General features: G+C 62.7%; 18 protein-coding genes. 8 read left to right on the top strand and 10 right to left on the bottom strand.

From position 1 onward, the window contains the following. Positions 1–95 precede the first annotated feature (95 nt). Both ACSFC7_RS06665 and ACSFC7_RS06660 read left to right on the top strand, forming a co-directional pair. Entirely contained in the window at positions 96–1064 is a 969-nt protein-coding gene (locus ACSFC7_RS06665; protein ID WP_436346947.1) for a PGF-CTERM sorting domain-containing protein, read from the top strand. 273 nt (positions 1065–1337) lie between these two features. Continuing rightward, a complete protein-coding gene (locus tag ACSFC7_RS06660; protein ID WP_436346946.1) occupies positions 1338–1559 on the top strand; it encodes a hypothetical protein in 222 nt (73 codons plus the stop codon). Between the two features lie 4 nt (positions 1560–1563). On the opposite strand, the gene ACSFC7_RS06655 is transcribed toward ACSFC7_RS06660, so the two are convergent. The 4 genes from ACSFC7_RS06655 to ACSFC7_RS06640 all read right to left on the bottom strand — a co-directional run bounded on the left by ACSFC7_RS06655 (position 1564) and on the right by ACSFC7_RS06640 (position 3875). Then, complete coding sequence (locus tag ACSFC7_RS06655) at positions 1564–1701, bottom strand: hypothetical protein (RefSeq protein ID WP_436346945.1); 138 nt, start codon at positions 1699–1701, stop codon at positions 1564–1566. Positions 1702–1762: 61 nt separating this feature from the next. Continuing rightward, complete coding sequence (locus ACSFC7_RS06650; RefSeq protein WP_436346944.1) at positions 1763–2431, bottom strand: cytochrome c biogenesis CcdA family protein; 669 nt, start codon at positions 2429–2431, stop codon at positions 1763–1765. A gap of 74 nt (positions 2432–2505) precedes the next feature. Next, positions 2506–3081, bottom strand: a complete 576-nt coding sequence (locus tag ACSFC7_RS06645; RefSeq protein WP_436346943.1) for a TlpA family protein disulfide reductase — start codon at positions 3079–3081, stop codon at positions 2506–2508. Between the two features lie 2 nt (positions 3082–3083). Further along, positions 3084–3875 carry an SCO family protein gene (locus ACSFC7_RS06640; RefSeq protein WP_436346942.1) on the bottom strand — a complete coding sequence of 264 codons (792 nt, stop codon included), beginning with the start codon at positions 3873–3875 and terminating at the stop codon, positions 3084–3086. Positions 3876–4036: 161 nt separating this feature from the next. Between ACSFC7_RS06640 and ACSFC7_RS06635 the strand changes: the two genes are divergently transcribed. The 3 genes from ACSFC7_RS06635 to ACSFC7_RS06625 all read left to right on the top strand — a co-directional run bounded on the left by ACSFC7_RS06635 (position 4037) and on the right by ACSFC7_RS06625 (position 10114). Next, on the top strand, positions 4037–5590 hold the full coding sequence (locus tag ACSFC7_RS06635) for a hypothetical protein (RefSeq protein WP_436346941.1): 1554 nt from the start codon (positions 4037–4039) through the stop codon (positions 5588–5590). Between the two features lie 231 nt (positions 5591–5821). Continuing rightward, positions 5822–6985 (top strand): iron transporter, encoded by a 1164-nt coding sequence (locus ACSFC7_RS06630; protein ID WP_436346940.1) that lies wholly within the window; start codon positions 5822–5824, stop codon positions 6983–6985. Positions 6986–8908: 1923 nt separating this feature from the next. After that, positions 8909–10114, top strand: coding sequence for a Cdc6/Cdc18 family protein (locus tag ACSFC7_RS06625; protein ID WP_436346939.1), 1206 nt, complete (start codon positions 8909–8911; stop codon positions 10112–10114). A gap of 265 nt (positions 10115–10379) precedes the next feature. Here ACSFC7_RS06625 and ACSFC7_RS06620 read toward each other — a convergent pair whose 3' ends face one another. Continuing rightward, complete coding sequence (locus tag ACSFC7_RS06620) at positions 10380–11576, bottom strand: M24 family metallopeptidase (RefSeq protein WP_436346938.1); 1197 nt, start codon at positions 11574–11576, stop codon at positions 10380–10382. A gap of 355 nt (positions 11577–11931) precedes the next feature. Here ACSFC7_RS06620 and ACSFC7_RS06615 point away from each other — a divergent pair, with 355 nt between their 5' ends. The 3 genes from ACSFC7_RS06615 to ACSFC7_RS06605 all read left to right on the top strand — a co-directional run bounded on the left by ACSFC7_RS06615 (position 11932) and on the right by ACSFC7_RS06605 (position 15176). Further along, positions 11932–13740, top strand: coding sequence for a trehalose-6-phosphate synthase (locus tag ACSFC7_RS06615; RefSeq protein WP_436346937.1), 1809 nt, complete (start codon positions 11932–11934; stop codon positions 13738–13740). A gap of 3 nt (positions 13741–13743) precedes the next feature. Then, positions 13744–14628, top strand: coding sequence for a trehalose-phosphatase (gene otsB, locus ACSFC7_RS06610; RefSeq protein ID WP_436346936.1), 885 nt, complete (start codon positions 13744–13746; stop codon positions 14626–14628). A 191-nt stretch (positions 14629–14819) separates the two neighbouring features. Further along, positions 14820–15176, top strand: coding sequence for a winged helix-turn-helix transcriptional regulator (locus ACSFC7_RS06605; protein WP_436346935.1), 357 nt, complete (start codon positions 14820–14822; stop codon positions 15174–15176). Positions 15177–15233: 57 nt separating this feature from the next. Here ACSFC7_RS06605 and ACSFC7_RS06600 read toward each other — a convergent pair whose 3' ends face one another. From ACSFC7_RS06600 to ACSFC7_RS06580, 5 genes are all read right to left on the bottom strand, one after another. Further along, on the bottom strand, positions 15234–15998 hold the full coding sequence (locus ACSFC7_RS06600; RefSeq protein WP_436347920.1) for a peptidase M10A and M12B matrixin and adamalysin: 765 nt from the start codon (positions 15996–15998) through the stop codon (positions 15234–15236). Positions 15999–16199: 201 nt separating this feature from the next. Then, on the bottom strand, positions 16200–16607 hold the full coding sequence (locus ACSFC7_RS06595) for a hypothetical protein (RefSeq protein ID WP_436346934.1): 408 nt from the start codon (positions 16605–16607) through the stop codon (positions 16200–16202). A 348-nt stretch (positions 16608–16955) separates the two neighbouring features. Then, positions 16956–18998, bottom strand: coding sequence for a bacterio-opsin activator domain-containing protein (locus ACSFC7_RS06590; protein WP_436346933.1), 2043 nt, complete (start codon positions 18996–18998; stop codon positions 16956–16958). Positions 18999–19485: 487 nt separating this feature from the next. Further along, entirely contained in the window at positions 19486–19737 is a 252-nt protein-coding gene (locus ACSFC7_RS06585) for an MTH865 family protein (protein WP_090311698.1), read from the bottom strand. Between the two features lie 209 nt (positions 19738–19946). After that, complete coding sequence (locus ACSFC7_RS06580; RefSeq protein ID WP_436346932.1) at positions 19947–20732, bottom strand: hypothetical protein; 786 nt, start codon at positions 20730–20732, stop codon at positions 19947–19949. Positions 20733–20835 lie beyond the last annotated feature (103 nt).

Below are 20835 nucleotides of genomic sequence, written 5' to 3'. Positions count from 1 at the left end.
CGATCCCGGATTCTCGAGCGACGGGTCGGTACGGACGCACGATCCGGAGTATCGAACGACGCAACCGCGACGGTGACTCCCGGAGGGCGATCTCGATGAGTGCGGATCGAACGCGGACGACCGTCGCGGCCGGCGTGTTCGCCCTGTGTCTCGTCGGGATACTCGGACTCGCCGTGATGGGCGGCGTAAGCGCCGACGAGTCAGTGGCCGCATCCAGCGCGACCACCGATCCGGACGCGTCGACGAACGCGACCGTCTCCGAGGAGGAGTACGTCGAGGCGGCACCCGAGCGAGGCGACCCGTATTACGAGGCCAGCAACGGTGACTGGGTCAGCTACGTCAATCCGCGCGACGAGTATCGATCCCCGTATCTCGGTGACGGCTCCGGGCAGATCTGCGTGACGCTGGTCAACGAAGCCGGCGAGCCGATCGTCGGCGAAACCGTTCCGAACACGACCGTCACGATCGACACGGGCGAAGAGTTGGACTGGCACTCCCAGGCCAATCCGGTGACCGTTCAGTACCCGCTGACCGACCACTACGACCGACCCCTCGACGCGGATCAGTTCGGCACGACGCCGGACCTGGCCCAGGGCGACGGCTACATGGACACGCACTGCATCGCGATCCACGGCCAGCCCGAGGACTCGACCATCGAGTACGGCGAGGTCCAGATCGAAGGCGAACACGCGGACAAGATCGAACTCGTCGGCTACATCCAGCAGGCCCACGACACCTGGGACACCGACGTCGATCCGATCGAGGACGCCGAATCCTACGAGGAAGTCGGCGGCGAGTGGACCTTCAAGCCGGACGGCTCGCACGGCCAGGTCGTCGCCGTCCTGCAACTCGACAGCGACGAAACGGGTGTCGACGACGGCTCCTCGAGCGAGGACGAGACGAACTCGAGTGACGGTACGGAACAGTCGAACGGCGCCGACGACGAATCGAGCGAACCCGAAGACGATGCCGACGACGACGAACTACCCGGGTTCGGTGTGCCGGCGGTGATCATCGCACTGGCAATCGCCGCGCTCGTCGGCGTCCGTCGTCGATCGACCTGACGCCGGGCCGGCGTCTCGACGAAAAGGCACGGACGGCTACGAGAGCGACCGAGCTACCACGAAATTTTCTGCGGCAGAACGGAAAACCGGTGAAACCGGTCGATAGCCTATCGTTCCCCTGAGTTGAACTGTCCAGTTACGGTATAATAAGACTGCTGGCCGATCCGGTCGGTCGGCACGCTACCCGACGTGCTTCGAGACGGCCCACCCAGTGGCGTCTCCGGGGCTGTCCAACCAGTGAGATTTTGCCACTCCGCTCGAGAGGGGCACACGATGACAGCCGCCAGCGACTCGGACGATCCCCGCGTCCCGATCGTGTGCCCCGACTGCGAGACGACCTCCCGCATCCCCCTGTCGGACGTGGCCGACACCATCGAGCGCCACAACGACCAGTTACACGACGGCGAGGACGTGGCGACCGTCGATCCCGACATCGTCGAGAACATTGCCGACCTCGCGGCCACCGATCTCGGCCTGCTCGAGGATCCGGAGTAAGCGGTTATCGACGCAGATACGAGCGGAGCCGCTGGAGCAGGGTGTCCGACGACGTCTCGTTCGAATCGCCGTCGGGGTTCGTCACGCGGCCCTCTTCGTCGGGCGTCTCGTCCACTCGTACGTCGGGACGTTTCGAATCCATACCGCCGCTACGGCCACGAGCGAAACAAGCGATCCCCTTGCGAGCGAAGCCCTCGGCGCGGTCAGATCACGTCGAGGACGACGATCGCGAGATACAACTGCCCGAGACCGGCGACGATCATGACGGCTCCCGCAACGCGTTTGAGCGACTCGCTGTGGGCGGCCAATCGGCCGGCGCTCGCGACGAGTCCCATCCCAGTTGCGACCGTCAACGAGACCATCAACACGACGACGCTGCCGACGTAGGTGCCGACGACGAGCGCCGCCGAGACCGGAGGGAGCGCCAGGGCCTGTGCGACCACGGCGACGAACAGCGGTGCGACACAGCCCGCCGCTGCCAGCGCGTAGCCGGCGCCGAAGATCCCGAAGCCGAGCACGCTCGAGCGGCGTTTCGGAAGCGGGATCGTGAGCGACGGAGCGCGGTCGAAGACGACCAGCAGTCCGAACACGACCAGAATCCCACCGACGATCGGCTCGAACAGGGCGATATTCGACAGCGTCGAGTGGCCGACCCAGTAGGCGGCGACCAGGAGGACGCCGAACGTCCCGAGGACGCCGACGCCGGCGATGAGTCCTCGACTCAGTGCACCGGCCAGCGACGCCTCGTTACCGTCGGTCCGACTCGCGTAAAATCCGACGTATCCCGGCAAGAGCGGGTACGCACACGGCGAGAAGAACGTCGCGACGCCCGCCACTAACGCGAACGTGAGCGGCAACGACCCCTCAGTCATCGGTACTCGTCACCCGCAGTAGCGTTGTACTCGTTGCCCGCAGTTGCATCTCACTCGTCACCGACAGGAGCATCTCACTCGTCACCGGCATCGGCCTCGAGCGCCTGTTCGATTCCGGAGACGAGTTCGTCCGCCGTCTTGACGCCCGACTCGGCCCACTGGACTCGCCCCGAGGCGTCGATGGCGGCGGCCGTGGGGAACCCGCCCTCGAGATATCGGGCCGTGATTTCGGACGCCGGATCGTGTCCGACCGTCCAGTTACCGTCGTTGTCTGCCCACCACTCGGCGAGTTCCGCTTCGGTGATCGAGCCGTTTTCGCCCACGGATTCGTTGGTAACGGAGCAAAACAGGACGTCATCGCCGATTCGATCGTTGGCCGCGGCGAGTGCCGGCATCTGTTCGATACACGGCGGACACCACGTCCCGAACAGGTCGACGAACGTCACTCGTCCGAGATCGGGAACCTCGATCGTGCCGGCCTCGCTCCCGCGCGCGTCGATCGTCTCGATCTCGAGCGGGTCGTCTGGCTCGGTATCCGACTTGTCGCCCAACAGGCTCTCGGTCGACGGGATTCCGTAGACGGCGATCGCACCGGCGCCGGTGACGACGCCGGCACTGCCGAGTCCGGCGAGGACGTCCCGTCTACGCATTCTCACTCCACCCCGACGACGGTCCTCGTGTCCTCGACGATCTGTTCGTTGTCGACGGCGCGCTCGGACTGCACCGCCGACGGGTACGCGCGTTCCACGACGCCGTCCTCGTTGACGAGCGTAATCAAATTGTTGTGCGTGAAGGTGTACTCGCCGTGATCGTGCTCGTCGTGCTCCGACGCTTCTTCGTGATCTTCCGTCTCGTCGTGACTGTCGTTTTCCTCGGACTCGTTCTGCTCCTCGCGGTCCTCCTCGTCCTCGACTCGCTGGAGGGGCAGGTTAAAGGTCTCGGTCATCACGCTTTCCGCCTCCTCGTAGGTTTCGGGCCGGAGGAAGTGCCAGTTGTCCGCCTCGTAGTCGATACTTCGTTCGGCCGCGTACTCCCGAAGGACGTCGGGCGTATCCCGTTCGGGATCGAACGTGAACGCGAGCAACGCGATATCGTCCTCGTAGCCGCGTTCGGCGGCGTCTTCCTGGATCCACCGGAGTCGCAAGAGCAAGGCCGGACAGGCGCCGTCCGGACACGTCGTGAAGAAGTACGTCAGCAGAAACGGCTTCTCGCCGACGAAATCCTCGAGCGAGACGGTCGTCTCCGCGATCGGATCGGGGAGCGAAAACGAGGGAAACTCGTCGCCGTACTCGGGATAGGAGGCCCCCGTCGGACGGTCCGGCGGCGGGAGAATCCCGTCACCGTCGTGATCGTCGGAAAGCGCCTGTTCCACCGTGTCGAGACAGCCGGCGAGGCCGGCGACTCCTGCGACCCCGAGAGAGCGAAGATACGTCCGTCGTTCCATACGAGATGCGTAGGAGCGCGCCATGAAATGTTCGTTGGTTCGCTCACCGAATGTGATACTGCCGAGCGCGGTGAAATTCCGAACCCGGCGTCGAACGTTTCGGTTTCGACTGCTGCGATCGAGACTCGAATACATGTGCGTCGACGTCGTGATATCCGGCGGTGTCACCGCCGCGTTCGGCTCGACTGGTCGCCTCGATCGTCCTCGGACTGGGAGCGGCCGGTCTCGTCGCGGTCTGCTGGACCGAACCCGCCGCGGCTTCGAACGTCGCCGCCGGACTCGGCGAAGATCGCGAACTCACCGTGCCGACGTGGCTCACCCTGCTCACCGGCGGCGCCGCCGTCGGCGCGTCCGCGCTGCTCGCCGCACTCGTAACCGATCGGCGCTTCGTCGATTCGGTCCACGAGTGGCGGGTTCCGCTCGCGGCTATCGGCGAATCGGGAGTCGTCGAGTCGCGGCCCGTCGAATCGCGGCCCATCGAGTCGACGACTCCCACGAGACGAACGGTCGCCGCCGGATCCCTCCTCGGCGGGCTGCTCGGACTGTTCGGACTCGCCGCCGTGATCGTCGTCGGGTTCGAGGGGCCGACGATGCCGACGGCGAATCTCGCCGTTATTCTCGCGTTCGTCGGTGTACGAGCACTTCTCCCGGTGATCGCCGTTCTCGTCGTCGATCCCTGGCCGACGATCGATCCGTTTCGAACCATCGCGCGCGGTGTCGATGGGATACGTACTCGAGTTCGGTGGCGCTTCCGGCGCGGGCCACCGAAATCGAACATACACGGATCAAACGCGACCGGCTCGGCTCTCCTCGAGTACCCCACGCGGCTCTCGTCGTGGCCGGCCGTCCTCGGACTGGGAGCGCTCGTCTGGCTCGAGATCGTTCTCCCCGTCACGAGCGATCCCGAGCTCCTCGCACTTGTCGCGGTCGGCTACACGGGGTACACCGTCGCCGGGGCGGTCCTCTTCTCGCCGGCGGTGTGGTTTCGACGCGCGGACCCGCTGTCCGTCCTCTTTCGTCTCTACGGCGCCGTCGCTCCCATTCAGCGACGAGACGGGGAGTTTCAATTCGTCGTTCCGGGTGCGCGGCTTCGAGACGCGGACGTCGTGACCGACTCGAGCGACGTCGCGTTCGTCGTCCTGCTGGTCTGGGAGCTGACGTTCAACGGGTTCGTCGTGACACGGCCCGGTCGGCAGACCGTCGAGTGGGCCGTCACGACTGGACTCCCGGCCCGCGTCGTCTACCTCGCGCTGTTCGTCGGCGGGTTCGCCGTCGCGCTCGCGCTCTACTGGCTGGCTGCACACCTCTCGCGACGAACGGCACCGACGTACCGCTCCGAGCGGGTTCTCGTCCGTCGGTTCGCTCCGCCCCTGTTGGCGATCGCCGCGGGCTACCACCTCGCGCACTACGTCACGTTCGTCGTCTCGATCGCTCCGGCATCGCTGGCGGCGCTCTCGAGTCCGTTTGCCCCGCCGGTCAACCCGACGACGCTCGCCGTCCCCGGCTGGATGGGAACGCTCGAGATCGCCACGCTCCTCGCGGGCCACGTACTCGCGATCTGGACCGCCCACGCGACCGCGTTCGACTGTTTCCCGGGCCGATTACAGGCGATCCGAAGCCAGTATCCGTTCGTCGCCGTGATGGTCTGCTACACGGCGCTCAGCCTGTGGCTCCTGACGCTGCCGACGATGGAGCCGGTGTACGTCACCGGGTAGCCGAATCGATTCCGTCATCGTGTAGCCGAATCGATTCCATCATCGCGTAGCCGATTCGATTCGACTGCAACGAGCCGAGACGGAGGACCGGGACGACCGAACCGAGTACCGGAGTCCGCCTCGAGGAACGGGTATCGATCCGGAAATCAGCCTGACTGCGACGAGCGATCGACACCCATTCGACCAGTAAACCAACAGGCGTTTTGTCACTGACGGCCCAATAGGGGCGTAATGAACCGTCGGGGATTCCTGCGTGGAACTGCCGTAGCCGGGACCGCCGTCGTCGCTGGCTGTCTCGAGCGACTCGGCTTCGAAGAGCAGTCCGCCTGGTCGAACCCACCGCTCGTCGAAGACCGGCCCGACGCCGTCTACCTCCCCGCGGGCATCGAGGAGATGGGGACCTACGGCCGGACGACCGACGGCGAGTACGCCGTTTCTCTCACCTACACGTTCCCCCACCGATTCTGGATCATCGCCGGCGAAACCGAACTGGTCGACGTCGAGGCCGACGACAGTATGCATCTCATGCTCACCGTCTGGGACCCCGAAACGGACACCGTCCTTCCGGTGAACGCGGAACTCGACGTGCTCCGGGACGGCGACTCCGTCACCGGGCAGTTCTCACCCTGGCCGATGCTCTCCCAGCGGATGGGCTTTCACTACGGCGACAACATCTCGCTCCCGGAGGAAGACGAGTACACGGCCCGGATCCGGATCAACCAGCTCGAGGCCGACGGAACGGGCGCCTTCGAGGATCGATTCGAGAGTTCGACCACGCTCGAGATCGACTTCGAATTCGACCGCTCCGACATCCACGACCTCGGGTTCGACCTGATCGACGAGGACCGGCGCGGGGACCGCGATTCCCTCGAGTTGATGGACCACGGCGACCACGGAGCGCACGACGGCCATGGAGACGGCGAGCACGACGATCACGATGATCATGACGACGAGGGACACGGCCACGGGGGCGATCCCGGACCCGCACCCACGTCGGATGGGCCGCCCATCGACGAACTGCCGGGTGACGTCCTCGGGACGGAACGGAGTGGCGACGCAAAGCTATCCGCGATCGTCCCCGACACCGACCGATTCACCGACGACTCGGAGTATCTCGCGGTCTATCTCCGGACCCCGTACAACGACGTCACCCTCCCGTTCACCACGTTGCGCGTGTCGATCGAACGGGACGGGTCGTCCGTTCTTGAGAACGGTGGCGAGTTGCTGACCGAGCGGATCGACGACGGGTTCGGGCATCACTACGGAATCGCGATCGACGACCTCGAGAGCGGTGACGAGGTCACGGTTTCCGTCGAGTCGCCGCCCCAAGTGTCACGGCACGATGGGTACGAAACGGCATTTTTCGCGTTCGAGGACGTCTCTTACACGGTATAACAGGTCCGGCTCCGCTGGCGATCCGGATTGTTTCACAGTTCATAAGTGGAGATTGGCCGATCCAAGATCGGCCGATAACGGCTGGCCTAGATTGGCCGATTGAGGCTGACCGAGAGAGAATTGACCCGCGGAAGGCAGACTGAGGCGAGACGGCTTTCGAACGAGCGGCGGCGGAGAGCCGACTCACTGATCGTCGAGTGTCATAAATCCGACCCTACGGCGGCGAACTGTATCGAAATCCACGACGAACCGATCGTACGACTGGTATAACTAACCGGAACTCCCGACTACGCTGAGGCATGTCTCAGTCAGATCACTCAGATATGCGAATCGGTTGTCCGGAGTGTGATGCGAACGTCAACGCGTCCGTTCCACCGGGACCGGGGATTCACGAAGAACGTGCTACGAACCGGCTTCAGGGAACGGAAACTGTGTGCCGGAACTGCGGACACGAACTCGAACTCTACTACTACTGACCCGCTGTTTCGCGGTCCATTTTCGTCCTTCGGATCCGTTCCCGGTCACCAGTTCGGAGGATCGGATCGGAGTCGGCTAGTTGTGGTACTAATCGCGGGTATTACGCACACACCGGGTTTCCGATGAAATTGCAGGGCGAGCGAGATGTACGCTCGAGTCGAGCGCAGCTAGTGAGTCACACACCGGGTTTCCGGTGAACGCGAGGAGGATTGTCGCGTCGGGATCACGAGATCGGAATGATAACTGAGCGAAAGGTAATGCGAAGAGTGAGAGCAAGTAGTCGATCGAGGACGGCAATAATTGGTCACACTGACACACCACGTTTCCGGTGAACGGTGGAACGAACGAGGTGCGGGGCGAGAATCTGTGGGTGCGCGCACACACCACGTTTCCGGTGAAACGGGGAAAAGAAAGGGTGGGTTGGAAGAGGTTTCGGAGAGAACGTGATAGATGGATTCGGACTCAGGAATGGATCCAAACTCACGGTTAGAATCCTAAACGTCCCACGATTGGACGCCAATACGACCTATCACAGTATCCGACTCCGTTCGACTCCGGTAGTCTACTACAGTGAGAGGCATTGCAGAGACTCACACACCGCGTTTCCGGTGAAATCGACCCGAGAGAGGTGAAGAGAATCAACGGATGAGAACAGTACAAGTGACTGACCCGAGTGACAACTTCGAGCCGGATGACAGCTTCGAACTGAGTGATAGTCGAACTAAGTGATGGGTTCAAAGCCACACGTTCAGAAATTCACGTGTGTGTGTGTGTGTCTATATGTTGACTCCACCTGTTGATTCTACCGCTACAAATAGTTATAAGATATTGCAGGAGAAAAAGTTCATTGAGTAGAGAATCTAGACAGAAGTCGACGTGAGTCGACAACAGATAATTCACCGGAAATACGTCGGAAACCCTGTTCTTTCGTTCCTCTTCTCGTCCTATAATGCGACTCTCAGCAGTTCTTGCGCCACTCTCTGTTTCGGATTCTCGAGTCGTTCGCAATTTGGTCGCTGATTTCCCTCAGATCCTACTCTGCTGGATGTTCTCGCACGTGAACCCGTGGCGTTCGTCTTTGAATTACTCTCTTCGTGATCTCGCCGTCGTTTCCTAACCCCGCTAGTACACTCTGTTTAGCAGCTAAAACCGCAAAATCGGATTTGCGTTACTGTGAGGAATGAGAGGTCCCTACTTCGAATGGAGTGTCCCATCACACCGGGTTTCCGATGAATTCAACCCCCATTTCAACTGCACCCCCACACCCCTTCACCCCGTTTCACCGGAAACCCGGTGTGTGTGTGCTCCATTTCTCGTCCGTTCCCCGTTCGTTTCACCCGTCACCTCGAGGGACCCTCTCTCCGCCAAATTCACCCGCGTCACCGATTCCCACCGACGAGTCCAAACAGTAAAGACGTTTCACCGGAAACGTGGTGTCTATAATCTATGTCGAGTTCCGGCGACGACCTCTTCACCCGAGACGATCCGATCTTCGAGAACAAAGAGCTGCTCGAGATCAATCACCTCCCCGAGGAAGGGCGTATTGTCGGCCGGGACGACGAGATTGCGGATCTCGCGAACGCCGTCAATCCGGCGATCTTCGGGCAGAGTCCGAGCAACCTGCTCATCTACGGCAAGACGGGCACCGGAAAGTCCCTCTGTGCGAAACACATCTCCGAACGCTTGGTCCGTGTCGCGAAGGAGGAAGGCGTCACGGCGGACTTCGCCTATGTCGACTGTGCACAGGACAGCACCGAGACGCAGGCGGTCCAGACGATCGCCCACTCGCTGAACGACTCGGCGATCACCGATATCAAGATCCCCGACAAGGGACTCAGCACGTCGACTTACTACAAGCGCCTCTGGCGAGTGCTCGATACCCAGTACGAGGTCGTACTCATCATCCTGGACGAGGTCGACAAACTGGACGACGACGACATTCTCATGCAACTCTCGCGCGCGGGCGAGGCCGGCAAACTCGAGTCCTGCAAGATCGGCGTCATCGGGATCAGTAACAAGATCAAGTACAAGGATCGGATGGACGAACGGGTCAAGTCGAGTCTCTGCGAACGCGAGTTCGTCTTTCCGCCGTACGACGCGAATCAGCTTCGGGACATCATGCAGGCGCGCAGCGACGCGTTCAAGGACGAAGTTCTCGATCCGTCGGTCATTCCGCGGGCTGCAGCGCTCGCAGCTCGCGAACATGGCGACGCTCGGAAGGCGATCGACATCCTCCGGTACGCCGGCGAGATCGCCCAGTCCAACGGGAGCGAGACGGTTCGCGAGGAGTTCGTCGTTCAGGCCCGTGAACGGGCCGAAACCGACCGCTTCCGGGAACTGATCCGCGGATCGACACCCCACTCCCGATACGTTCTCCAGGCGCTCGCGGTACTGTCGCTCAACAGACCCGACGAGGACGGCTTTCGAACGACGCGCATCTTCGACGTCTACGAGGAGATCTGTCGGCAGGAGGGCTCCGATACGCTCTCGCTGCGCCGGGTCCGCGACCTGCTGAAGGAACACGCCTTCCTCGACATCATCGAACAGTCCCGCCAGAGCGGTGGCAGCGCCGAGGGGAGTTACACCGAACACCAACTGCTCGAGGACCCGGACGTGGTTCGGAAGGTGCTCGTCGAGACGGACGAGACGTAGCGGCGATCCCGACCGACAGGCGGACAACGCATTGCCGTTTCACCGGAAACCCGGCGACTGCTCACGACAAAACCAGCGACGTCTCACCGGAAAGCCAGCGACGTTTCATCGGAAACTCGGCGTCGATTACACCAGAAATGCGGAGTCGAATTCACCGGAAACGCGGAGTCGAATTCACTGAAAACCCGGAACTAGTTCACCGGAAACGCGGAGTCAAAGTCACTGAAAATCAGAAACTAATTCACCGGAAACGTGGTGTCTCGAGTCACGACGGGTGCGTTCCACCGGTTTCCCAGCCCCGCGGTGAGTCGTTCAGTCGTTCGGCACCGTCCTCGGTCACCACGACGAGATCTTCGATCCTGACGCCGAATTCTCCCTCGAGATACACGCCCGGTTCGACGCTGAACACCATTCCGGGCTCGAGTTCGCGGTCGTTGCTGTCGACGATGTAGGGCGGTTCGTGGACCTCGAGGCCGACGCCGTGGCCGGTTCGGTGGACGAAGGCGTCGCCGTAGCCGGCAGCCTCGATCACCGTCCGCGCGGCCCGGTCGATCGCGTCGGCCGTGACACCGGGCTCGACCGCATCGACCGCGGCGTGCTGTGCCTCCCGGACGACCTCGTGGACTCGTTCGTACTCGGCCGACGGCTCGCCGACGACCACGGTCCGCGTCTGATCGCCCGGATAGCGTCCCGTCCCGGCCTCGAGATCGGCGTCGACGAACGCGCCGAAATCCAGCACGATCGGATCACCACGTTCGATCTCCCGGTCGCCGCTGTGGTGATGCGGTCGTGCACCGTTCGGCCCCGACGCGACGATCGTCTCGAACGCCGGTTTCCCTCCGCCTTCGGCTGCGAGCAACCGTTCGATCTCGGCGGCCAGTTCCGCCTCGGTCGTGCCGACGAGGTCGTCCCCGCGCGACCGAATCTCGAGCGAGACGCGATCGGCAATCGCTCCGGCCCTTCGCAGCGCGTCCAGTTCGACCTCGTCCTTCCGGACGCGGAGGTCCTCGAGAACGTCACTCGCGAGCCCGAACGTCGCGTCCGGAACGCACGCTCGCAGATCCTGCGTGAACGTCGCCCACATTCGGTCGTCGACGAGTATTGTCTCGTCGCCCGTTCCGTCGGTTGTCGTGCTGACGTCGCCCCCTCCCTGCTCGAGCAGGTCCTCGAGAACGCCGTCGATAACGTCCACCGGGTCGTCGCTGTCGTCCCAGAGTCGGACCTCGAGCGGCGGCTCGTCGATCGGCACGCCGGCGAGTTGTCGGTCGTACATCGTCGGTGCGACGACGACGGGATCACCTGCTCGCGGAGCGAACAGCAAGAGATGGCGCTCGGAGGGCGACTCTTCGAACCCGGTCAGATAGGTGAGATTCGGGCTCGGAAAACAGACGAGCAGCGCCGCGTCGGTGCGTTCGAGTCGGCGTTGACAGTCCTCGATTCGGCGTTCGAAAGGGGATCGCATACCGGCGATTCGCGTGAGAGCGGAAAGAACGTTTGGACTACCGAGGGGATCTCTCAGTTGGGCAGTGATATGATCAGCGTCGGTCTGATGAGTGACTCAATGTTGGTCTGACAGGTGACTCAATGCCGGTCTGCCAGGTGAGTCAGTGCCAGTTTTTGGCGGTTAGCTGTAGTCTAATCCCCATTATTGTGTTGGATGTGTCGAGGAATCGGCGATATTGTGCCGCGGTATCTGAGATAGCTTCGGTCACTTTGCTTCATTGTCTGGTATCCATGATGAGTAGCGGACGCTATTAGAGGCCCATGCGGATGCAGGCCGCGCAGCAACCCGCCACGAAGCTGTGTATTATCAGCGAATGCGATTTACCGACGAGCGGTCGTCGTCGACGAATCCGACTAACAGACAGTTGCGGGCCGACGGATACGGTCGCGCGACCGACGACACGCGGGCCGACGAATCGACCTGTCCCGGCTTGCTGATCGTCGTGTCGAACCGGCAACCGTACCGACACGAATACGAGGACGACGAGGAAACAGCTACCGACACCGATTCTCCCGCCATCGAAGTCGACGAACCGACCGGCGGACTGACCGCCGGCCTCGATCCCGTGCTTCAGGAGTCCGAAGGGACCTGGATCGCCTGGGGTGACGGGGAGGCGGACTTCGACGTCGCGGACGAGGACAACTGCGTTGCCGTTCCGCCGGAGGATGAGTCCTACACCCTTCGCCGGCTCGACCTCTCGGAAGAAGCGGTCGACTCCTACTACTACGGATTCAGTAACCGCGTCCTCTGGCCGCTCTGTCACGGCTTTACCGATCTGGTCGAAAACCGATCGAACGATTTCGACTGGTATCGGACGGTCAACGAGCGCTTCGCCGATGCGGTGTGCGAGCACGCGACCGCCGACTCGGTCATCTGGCTGCAGGACTACCACTTCGCACTCGCGCCGCGAATGATCCGGGAATCGGTTCCACGGTCGACGACCGTCGCGCAGTTCTGGCACATTCCGTGGCCGACGGCCCGGACGTTCCAGGATTGCCCGGCCGGCGGTCGGATCCTCGAGGGACTGCTCGGGAACGATCTGCTCGGATTCCACGTCGACCGGTACGTTGAGAGCTTTCTCGACTGCGTCCAGCGATACCTGCCGGCTGCCGCCGTCGATCGCTCTCGACGAACGGTCCGCTACAACGGGACCACGACCCGTGTCGTGGCGACACCGATGGGTGTCGACGCCGAGTCCTACGACCGAGATGCGCGATCGGTCTCGGATGCGGAGATATCCGATCTGTTAGACCGATACGATATCTCGAACGAGAACGTCATCGGCCTCGGCGTCGATCGACTCGATTACTCGAAGGGGATCCCCGAACGACTGGCCGCGCTCGAGCGGTTCCTCGAGCGGAATCCGTCGTGGCACGGCGAGTTCACGTTTGTGCAGTCGTGTTCGCTCTCTCGGACGAATATTCGGACCTACGAACGACACGGGGATCTCGTCCGGAGCGAGGTCACGCGGATCAATCGGCGATTCGAAACGGACGACTGGAAGCCGATCGTCTACACCGAAGACTACCTCTCCACTGCCGAACTCTGTGCGCTCTACCGCCGTGCGGACGTGATGGTCGTGAGCCCGCTGCTCGACGGGATGAATCTGGTCGCACAGGAGTACGTCGCTGCGAGCGTCGACGGCGATGGAACGCTCCTGTTGAGCGACCGAACCGGTGCCCACGAGACGCTCGGTTCCCACGCGATCACGATCGATCCGACAGATATCGACGGCTTCGCGAGCCGACTCGAGGCCGCGGTTTCGATGTCGTCCCACGAGCGACAGCAGCGGATGAACACGCTTCGAAACCGGGTGTTCGACGGCGACCTCGGCTGGTGGATGGAAACCCAGTTCGACTGGATACGTCGGGTACACAGCGAGAGTCGTCGCGAGGGCCGCCGCGGGAGCGGAACTCGAGGGACCCACTCGGGCGCTGCTCGAGATGGAACTCCCGATTCGAGTTCGGGGATAGCTCCGGAGTCCGGTTCGGCCTCGGGTACGGACTCGAACTCGGATACGGACTCGGATCCGAACTCCGACCCAGATACGGGTTCCGGGTCCGATTCCGATTCGGACTCGGATTCGGATATCGACCCGCCCGAACACACCTCCACTGCGTGACCGATGTCGACTGAGACACCTCCCCGGCCGATCGACGACCAACGAGATCGAATTCAGTCACGGCTCGCCGGCGCGTCGCATCTCCTGTGTTGTCTGGACTTCGACGGGACGCTTTCGCCGATCGTCGACGACCCCGACGCGGCGGCACCGACGGCCGAAAACGAGGACGCGGTGGCGGCGCTCGCGGCAGCACCGACGGTGACGACGGCGGTCGTCAGCGGTCGCGCGTTAGCCGACGTACGGGACCGAATCGACGGCCCGAAGACGTACGCCGGAAATCACGGCCTCGAACTCGACCGCGGTGAGTCGGTCGCCGTCCACCCCGTCGCTCGGAAACGGGCCGCGAAGATCGAGCGGGTGTGCACGGCGCTCGAGACGGCCCTCGAACCCGTGCCGAACACCCGGATCGAGAACAAGCGGCTGACGGGGACCGTTCACGTGAGATCGGTCCCGCCTGCGCTGCGACCGATCGTCAAGCGACAGACGGACGCGGTCGTCGACCGGTTCGGCGGCGACGCGCTCGAGATTTCGACCGGGAAGCGCATCCTCGAGATCGGGCCGTCGATTCCGTGGGGGAAGGGAAACGCGGTCGCGTTGATCGACGCGGACATGCCGCCGGAGACGGTTCCGATGTACATCGGTGACGACGTGACCGACGAATCGGCGTTTCGAGTCGTCGAACCGGCGGGGATCGGGGTTCGAGTCGGTGGTGACGAACCGTCCGCGGCCTCCTGTCGACTCGACGCTCCGGACGAGGTCGCGACGTTTCTGGAGTGGCTCGGTTCGGTCGGTGTCGACACGCTCGAGCAGAACCGGGCTCGGTCACGGTCGTCGGACGATCGATCGACCGCCGATACGGTACCGACCGACGAAATTCTCCCGAACTGAGCATTGTAGCCAGTGCGGGGACCGATATCGGTACTGCCGTGTCGAATACTGTCTACTCCCTGTCGTTTAAATGTTAAATTTCCTAATCTCCTCCGCTGTTTTCGGTGATCGTTGTCGTAGAAACCACAACCGAAAAAGGCGAAAGTATTAGTTACCACTGGAAATATAGTGACAAATGAGAGTGAACGATAGTGAAGTTACGTCAACCTACTGATTTCTTGATCCTCGAGGCGCTCGAGGACAGGGGTCGAAATGTCGCTACGAATCTCGCTGCACACACGGGGAAGAGTCGCAAGAACATCAACACGAGACTTCCAGTACTGGAAGATTACGGACTAGTTCGGAAAATCGGGCCGGCAGAACGGTCCGGACTGTACGAGATTACCTCGTTAGGAAAGGCAGCGCTCGTCTACCGCGATCAGTACGACGAGGTCGACGACTTCGAGTCACTTATCGAAGGTCCCAGTGCGGGCGGGGCGAGACAGAACGGCGGCACACAGGCGAGTTTCGTCCGCGGCGAGGACGAGACCGACGACGAGGAAGACTAACTCGTTCGTGACGCCGCTATCGGTGCGTTTCGGAGCGCTGCCGAACTAGTGGCTCGTCTACGGGAGATAGCCGCCGCTGTAGTCGGCGAGTTCGCGGCGCGCGCAGGGCGAGAACGCCAGACTGAGTTTCCGATCGAGGTCCGCGGGGTCGGGATAGGCCATGCCACATCGCGAGCGATCGCCGTCGTAGTCGGACGACCAGGCGTAACTGCCCAGCATGGGTGTCGAAACGACCGCGTCGCCGTACCGGTAGGCGACACCGTGATCGTGTTGCAATCCCATCGCATGGCCGATCTCGTGGACGAGGACCTGCATCGTTCGCGTCGCTGGGCCGTTCGGAACGATCCACCGGTCGGCGTCGGCTTCGGGCGACGAGAGGACGTCGTCGAACGAGTCGAGGGCTGCGATGTGACGGGCACCGCCGACTGACGCGGCGTGTGGGATCCCGTAGCCCGTCGGGGCCTCCTTCATCTGTCCGTCCGTGACGAGCAGATTGACGTCGGACGCGGGGGAGAGATCACGCCGATCCATCGCCCCCGCAGCGAGGGCCGCCGGCCACTCGCCGCCGCTCGTCACGGTCGCGCCGTTCTCGGTCGAGACGTCGACGACACCGCCACTCGAGAGGTCGAGCGACCAGTACTCGAGATCGAAAATCCGCTCGAGATACTCGTGTATGCGATCGATAACGGCCCCGTAACTCGCCGCGCGGTCCGAGAGCCAGACCCGAATCTCGAGCGTTTCGACGGGGTCTCGGGTCGCGTACGCCAGCGTCCCGACGGAGGCGAGAGAGCCGGCTGTTCCGAGAAACACGCGTCGCTTCACGAACACTACACTCCCCTCGGACTGCCCATTCGTATCGCTTCACATATGCTTCCATTATAGTCGGTCAGCGAGGGCTGATACTCGTATTCGGGCGTATTTCGGGCCGAGACGATGCGAGTTACAGAGACAGCACCGTCATCGGCGTTCCGGTAACTGTGGCTCCCGGTGACTGTCGAAAACCGGGTTGGATGGGACGGAACGTCACTCCGGCAGTGGGCGCCGGGTATCGACGACACGCGATCCGCGGTCGTCGATCCGTATTTCCGCCCACGCGGGGAGGTCGTCCGTCGGCGTCAGCAACAGCAAGCCACCGTCGCACGTTTCCACCAGTCGTCGGTCCGGGTCACGTTGACGGATGCATGGCTTCCATCGTTCGGCACGGAGATTGTTCGTGACCTGGCAGTCGGTGTAGTAATGGCCGTTCGACCCCCGATAGAGTACGTCGACGGGTGTATCCGTCACCACGATACCACGCTCTCCGTCGATCGATCGACGGCAATCGTCGCCGAGGTGGTCGTCGTACCCATCCCACTCGGTCGAACTCGAGACGGCCGCATCGGCGCTCGGGTTCACATGAATCTTCTTTAAGATCTCGTGACTGTCGGACATCGTGATGAGTGCTGACCAACCGATTGCCCGCAGTCACTCGTTCGAGAACGGTGCCGTCGCTGTTCTCTCAACAAGTAGTCCGTTGACGACCCGTCTGAACAAGTAGTCCGTCGACGACCCGTCCGATATCGATCGCTCTCGGGTCCGTGCGTCGCGATCGGGAGTGCGGACCATCCTCTGCCCAACACACCGTCTTTCCGGTGAAGAACGCGTCTCTTCGGGTCGATGGATTCACGCTGCACGCGACGGCAACGGGGAGTTATCGGATGTCGTCGACGACTGGACGGCTGCCGCGCTCGACCCTGACGGCGGAACAGCGTGGATCCAGTTCCCGCTTCGACCGTGACGTTACTCCGGCCCTCCGTCAACGTCGAAAAACTCGCAGAGAACCGCCTTCAGTCCCTTTCGGAGGTGCTGGTGCATCGTCGGTGGAGAGACACCCATCGCGTCGGCGATGTCCTCGCCGGTGCTCTCGCGGGGCCAGTCGAAGAAGCCGCTGTAGTAGGCCAGTCGCAACGTCGTGAGCTGTCTGTCGGTGAGTTGGTCGAGAATCCGGTTGCGGCGCTCGGCTGCCGTCTGTACCGAGCGGTCGACTTCGCGACGGGCGACGAGTTGCGTGTTCTCGTAGACGACGGTCAGCGCCTCCGCGATCTCTCGAACGTCGGCATCCTGTGGAACCTCGATCACGCAGGTCCCGACGCCGTTCTCGACGGTCACGTCCCTGATCGTCGCGCCGTGGTTCGCCAGCGTTCGGACGCCCGACTCCGAGAGCCGCATCTCGATCGTACAGCTGTTGTCCCCGTCGTGAATGAGTCGACACTCCTCGATCGACTGGTGGTCGTTGGCCGCTTCGAGGACGGTTTCGCCGCCGACCCCGTCGACCGTCACGTACTGGACGGTTCGCCCACTGGACGTCGTTCCGGCCCACTCGAGGGAACACCTACAGCCGTACTCTTCGGAGAGATCGAACGCGAACGTGTCGCCGCCGTCGATCCGGAACTCGAGTTCGACGACCGTATCGGCGAACAGGAGCTGGCGATTCTTCACGGCCATGATGGTGAAGCCGATGGTCTCACCGAGGAGAGCGAAGCCGGCTAACTCGTCGTCACTGACCGCCTCGTCACGGCTGGCGAGGACGGTCAGAACGCCGTAAATCGAGTCGTTGTGTTCGATGGGGACGGTGATCGCGGACCTGATGTCGTCCTCGCGAGCGGCCTCCCGGAGCGGTTCGGGGACCGTTTCGGTCTCCTGGACGTCCATCGCCGTCTGGATCGCGCCCGTCCGGACGGCTCGTTGACCCAACCACTCGTGGCCGGCGTCGAGTTCCTCGACCTCCCCGAGGAAGGTCTCAGCGTCGCCGGCACCGGTTCGATACGAGAGCGTTCCCTCGCCCGTGCGCTCGGCGATCCAGGAGCCACAGTACAGCTCCGAGTCGACGAGTTGTTCACAGACCTCGCGTTCGATGGTGTCCTGTGAGGGGGCCTCCACCAGCGTATCGATGACTCGCCCGACGACCGTGCTGATCCGGTTGAGCGTCTCGAGCTGGTCTTGACGCGACCGAAGCTCGCGCTCTCGTCTCGCCCGCTCGGTGATATCCCTGGCGAGCCAGACGACGGCGCGCTGGCCGTCGATTCGCTCGTCGATCGGAACGACCCGGGCTTCGAACTGTCGGCGCCCCTCGGTCGTTTCCGCGCTGTATTCGATACTCTGGATGTCGCCGGTCCGGAGCGTTCGATCGATACACGCCTGTAACGTCGCGGCGACGTCGTCGGGAAAGACGTTCTGGAGGTGCTCTCCCGTCAGTTCGTCGGCCGGTTTCGTGTGTAGTTCCGCGGCGTCCGGTCGAACCTTCGCCTCGAGGTAGGTGCCGTCTTCGGAGATGACGAACGCCTCGTCGGGAAGCTCGTTCGCGAGGATTTGGCGGTAGTCGCGGTCGACTCCCCGCTCCGACGAGTGTGCTCGCTTCGCTTCCGCGCTCGTCTCCTGACTCGAGCGAATCGTCTCGAGGATCCGTTCGACTGGATCCTCGTCCGCGGTCGCAGAAACGTACTCGTCGGCGTGCGCCCGTAACGCAGCCGTCGCGAGGGCTTCGCTTCCCGTCTCCGGGACGACGATCGTCGGCACAGCCGGATCGACCGCGTGACACCGTTCGAGCAACTCCACCGTCGCTTCCGGGTCGTCGTGCTCGATGACGACGGCGATCGGAGACTGTGCGTCCTCTTCGCTTCGAGAGCCGGATTCGGAGTCGTTCGTGAGCACGTCCTCGAGCGTCGGTTCCGGCGAAATCGATCGAACGGCGTACGGCGTGTCGTCACGGAGCCGCGTTTGGAGGGAACTCGAGCGGGTGGTCGTGAGATGAATGATCGATCCAGCTGAGTTCTCGGGGGACATACGATACAGTAGTTTCCGATCGCAATCGGACGGTGTCGTCTTTCTGAGCAATCACCACGTCAGAATAAAAGACTACTGGTAGATCGACCGGGTTCCAGACGTTCTGTCCGGGATCGAGGGCGGTGTCGAATACGCTGCAGTTACGCACGGATCTCGATCCGGGTGCTTGATCTCTGGGGTGGTGACCGGGGTGGTGCCTCAGTGACACGGTGTACACGGTCTACACGGTTTACACTGTGCGGACCATGTCTGTCGACGATACCGTCCGTGGATTCCGTCTCCCGAGGACTCACACGCTGCGCTGTCGCCACTGTGTCGGTTCACCGGTTCCCCTATCGGCCGACTGGTCGACTGGCCTTCGTCGGTAGCCCAACGGCTACTGGCCTGTGAGCGTCGACGGAATCGGGACCGGACATCTGGGGACCAGTCCGTCTCCCGTGCGGAAGTGTTAGTCCGGGTACTGCGGTTTCGGCTACAAGCGTGCGAGTTAGATCTCGCCCTGTTCTTTGAGGTCCTCGATGATGTCGTCGACGAAGGACTCGGGGTCGTCGTAGGGGAAGTCGCCGCCCGAGGTCTTCGTGTTCAGTTCCATTGCAGTCATCGAGAAGTCGCCGGATTCGAACTTCGTCCCGGGGCCGTTCGGAAGTGCTGGGACGAGGTCCATCGGACTCGAGATTGGATAATCGGCACCTTCGAACGCGTCGATCATCTGGTCGCGGATTTCGGATTCATCTGCCATTGCGCGTGCTAGTTGTGCCCGATAAATAATAAATTTGCAGGTAGTTGCTACCAGCTGAATCGTCGCGATGAGACCGCCACTGTGGCGATCAGCGCATCTGTACGGCCACGTGTGACAATAATTCGCGCAGATGGGTACGGAATAGCCGGCCGTCTCTGCAGTGGGTCGCTCTGTATGCAATTCGTTGGCTCACTGTTCGGATCGGATACTTAGAGCCGGCGCATGAACTCCGGGAGAATCCCTCGCTCGCTCGAGTCGGCGGCGGCCGCCGGTTCGGCACCGGGGTGGTCGAACTCGGTGCCGTCGCCGGCGTCGGGTTCGTCGAACGGAGCCGCGTCTGGACCGTTGGGTTCCGTGGCACCCGTCCCAGTCCTGGACCCGGCAGTCGTTCCATCGTCCGTCGATGCGGCCGCTGATCTCCCTTCAGTACCCGTCGTGGCCGACTCGGCGCCCGATCCGCTGGGTTCGTTTGGCTCGCCCGTCGGTGCGTCGGCCGGTGCCCCAGTCGCGGCTTCGGTCTCGAGGATCGCCTCGAACGCAGCCTGTGAGTCGGGACCGAAGTAGTATGGCTCTCTGGGGCTGAGGTACGCCCGTAGCTGGAGGTTGGCGTATCCCGCGAGTACGAGTGCAGGGACGACCAGCGGCTCGATTCCGAACACCGTCGGCCCGGCCGTCAGAATGACGAGAAAGACCGCCAGCGGCGAGTACACGAAGTACGCGAGCAGCCGAAACCAGTTCCCGACGTAGCCGTCGATCACGTAGGTGTACAGTCCGTAACCCCCGATCGCGAGGCCGATATCGGCGTACAGCGCGACCAGGAGCCCGACGTCGCCGGCGACGAAGATGTGCATGTGCGTGGCGATGGCACCGGTCAGGATCGTCGTTCGGTTGACGTAGGTCTCGTCGAGCGCCATCCCGACGACAAGCACCGCGATCTGGAGCAGCGGCGCTGCCAACCACCAGGGGAGGGAACTGACGAAGAGGCCGAGGGACACGTCGATTACACCTATCTGTGTGGGTGGATCCGTCCCGTTCGCTTTAACGTTCGTTCCGTTTCGAGATTCGATACGAGCCTCGAGTGACCGTCGGCCCGTCCCA

This window comes from Natronorubrum halobium (assembly GCF_051351675.1).
Taxonomy (GTDB): domain Archaea; phylum Halobacteriota; class Halobacteria; order Halobacteriales; family Natrialbaceae; genus Natronorubrum.
The sequence above is the reverse complement of the archived record's forward strand: the minus strand, read 5'-3'. Positions and strand labels throughout refer to the sequence as shown.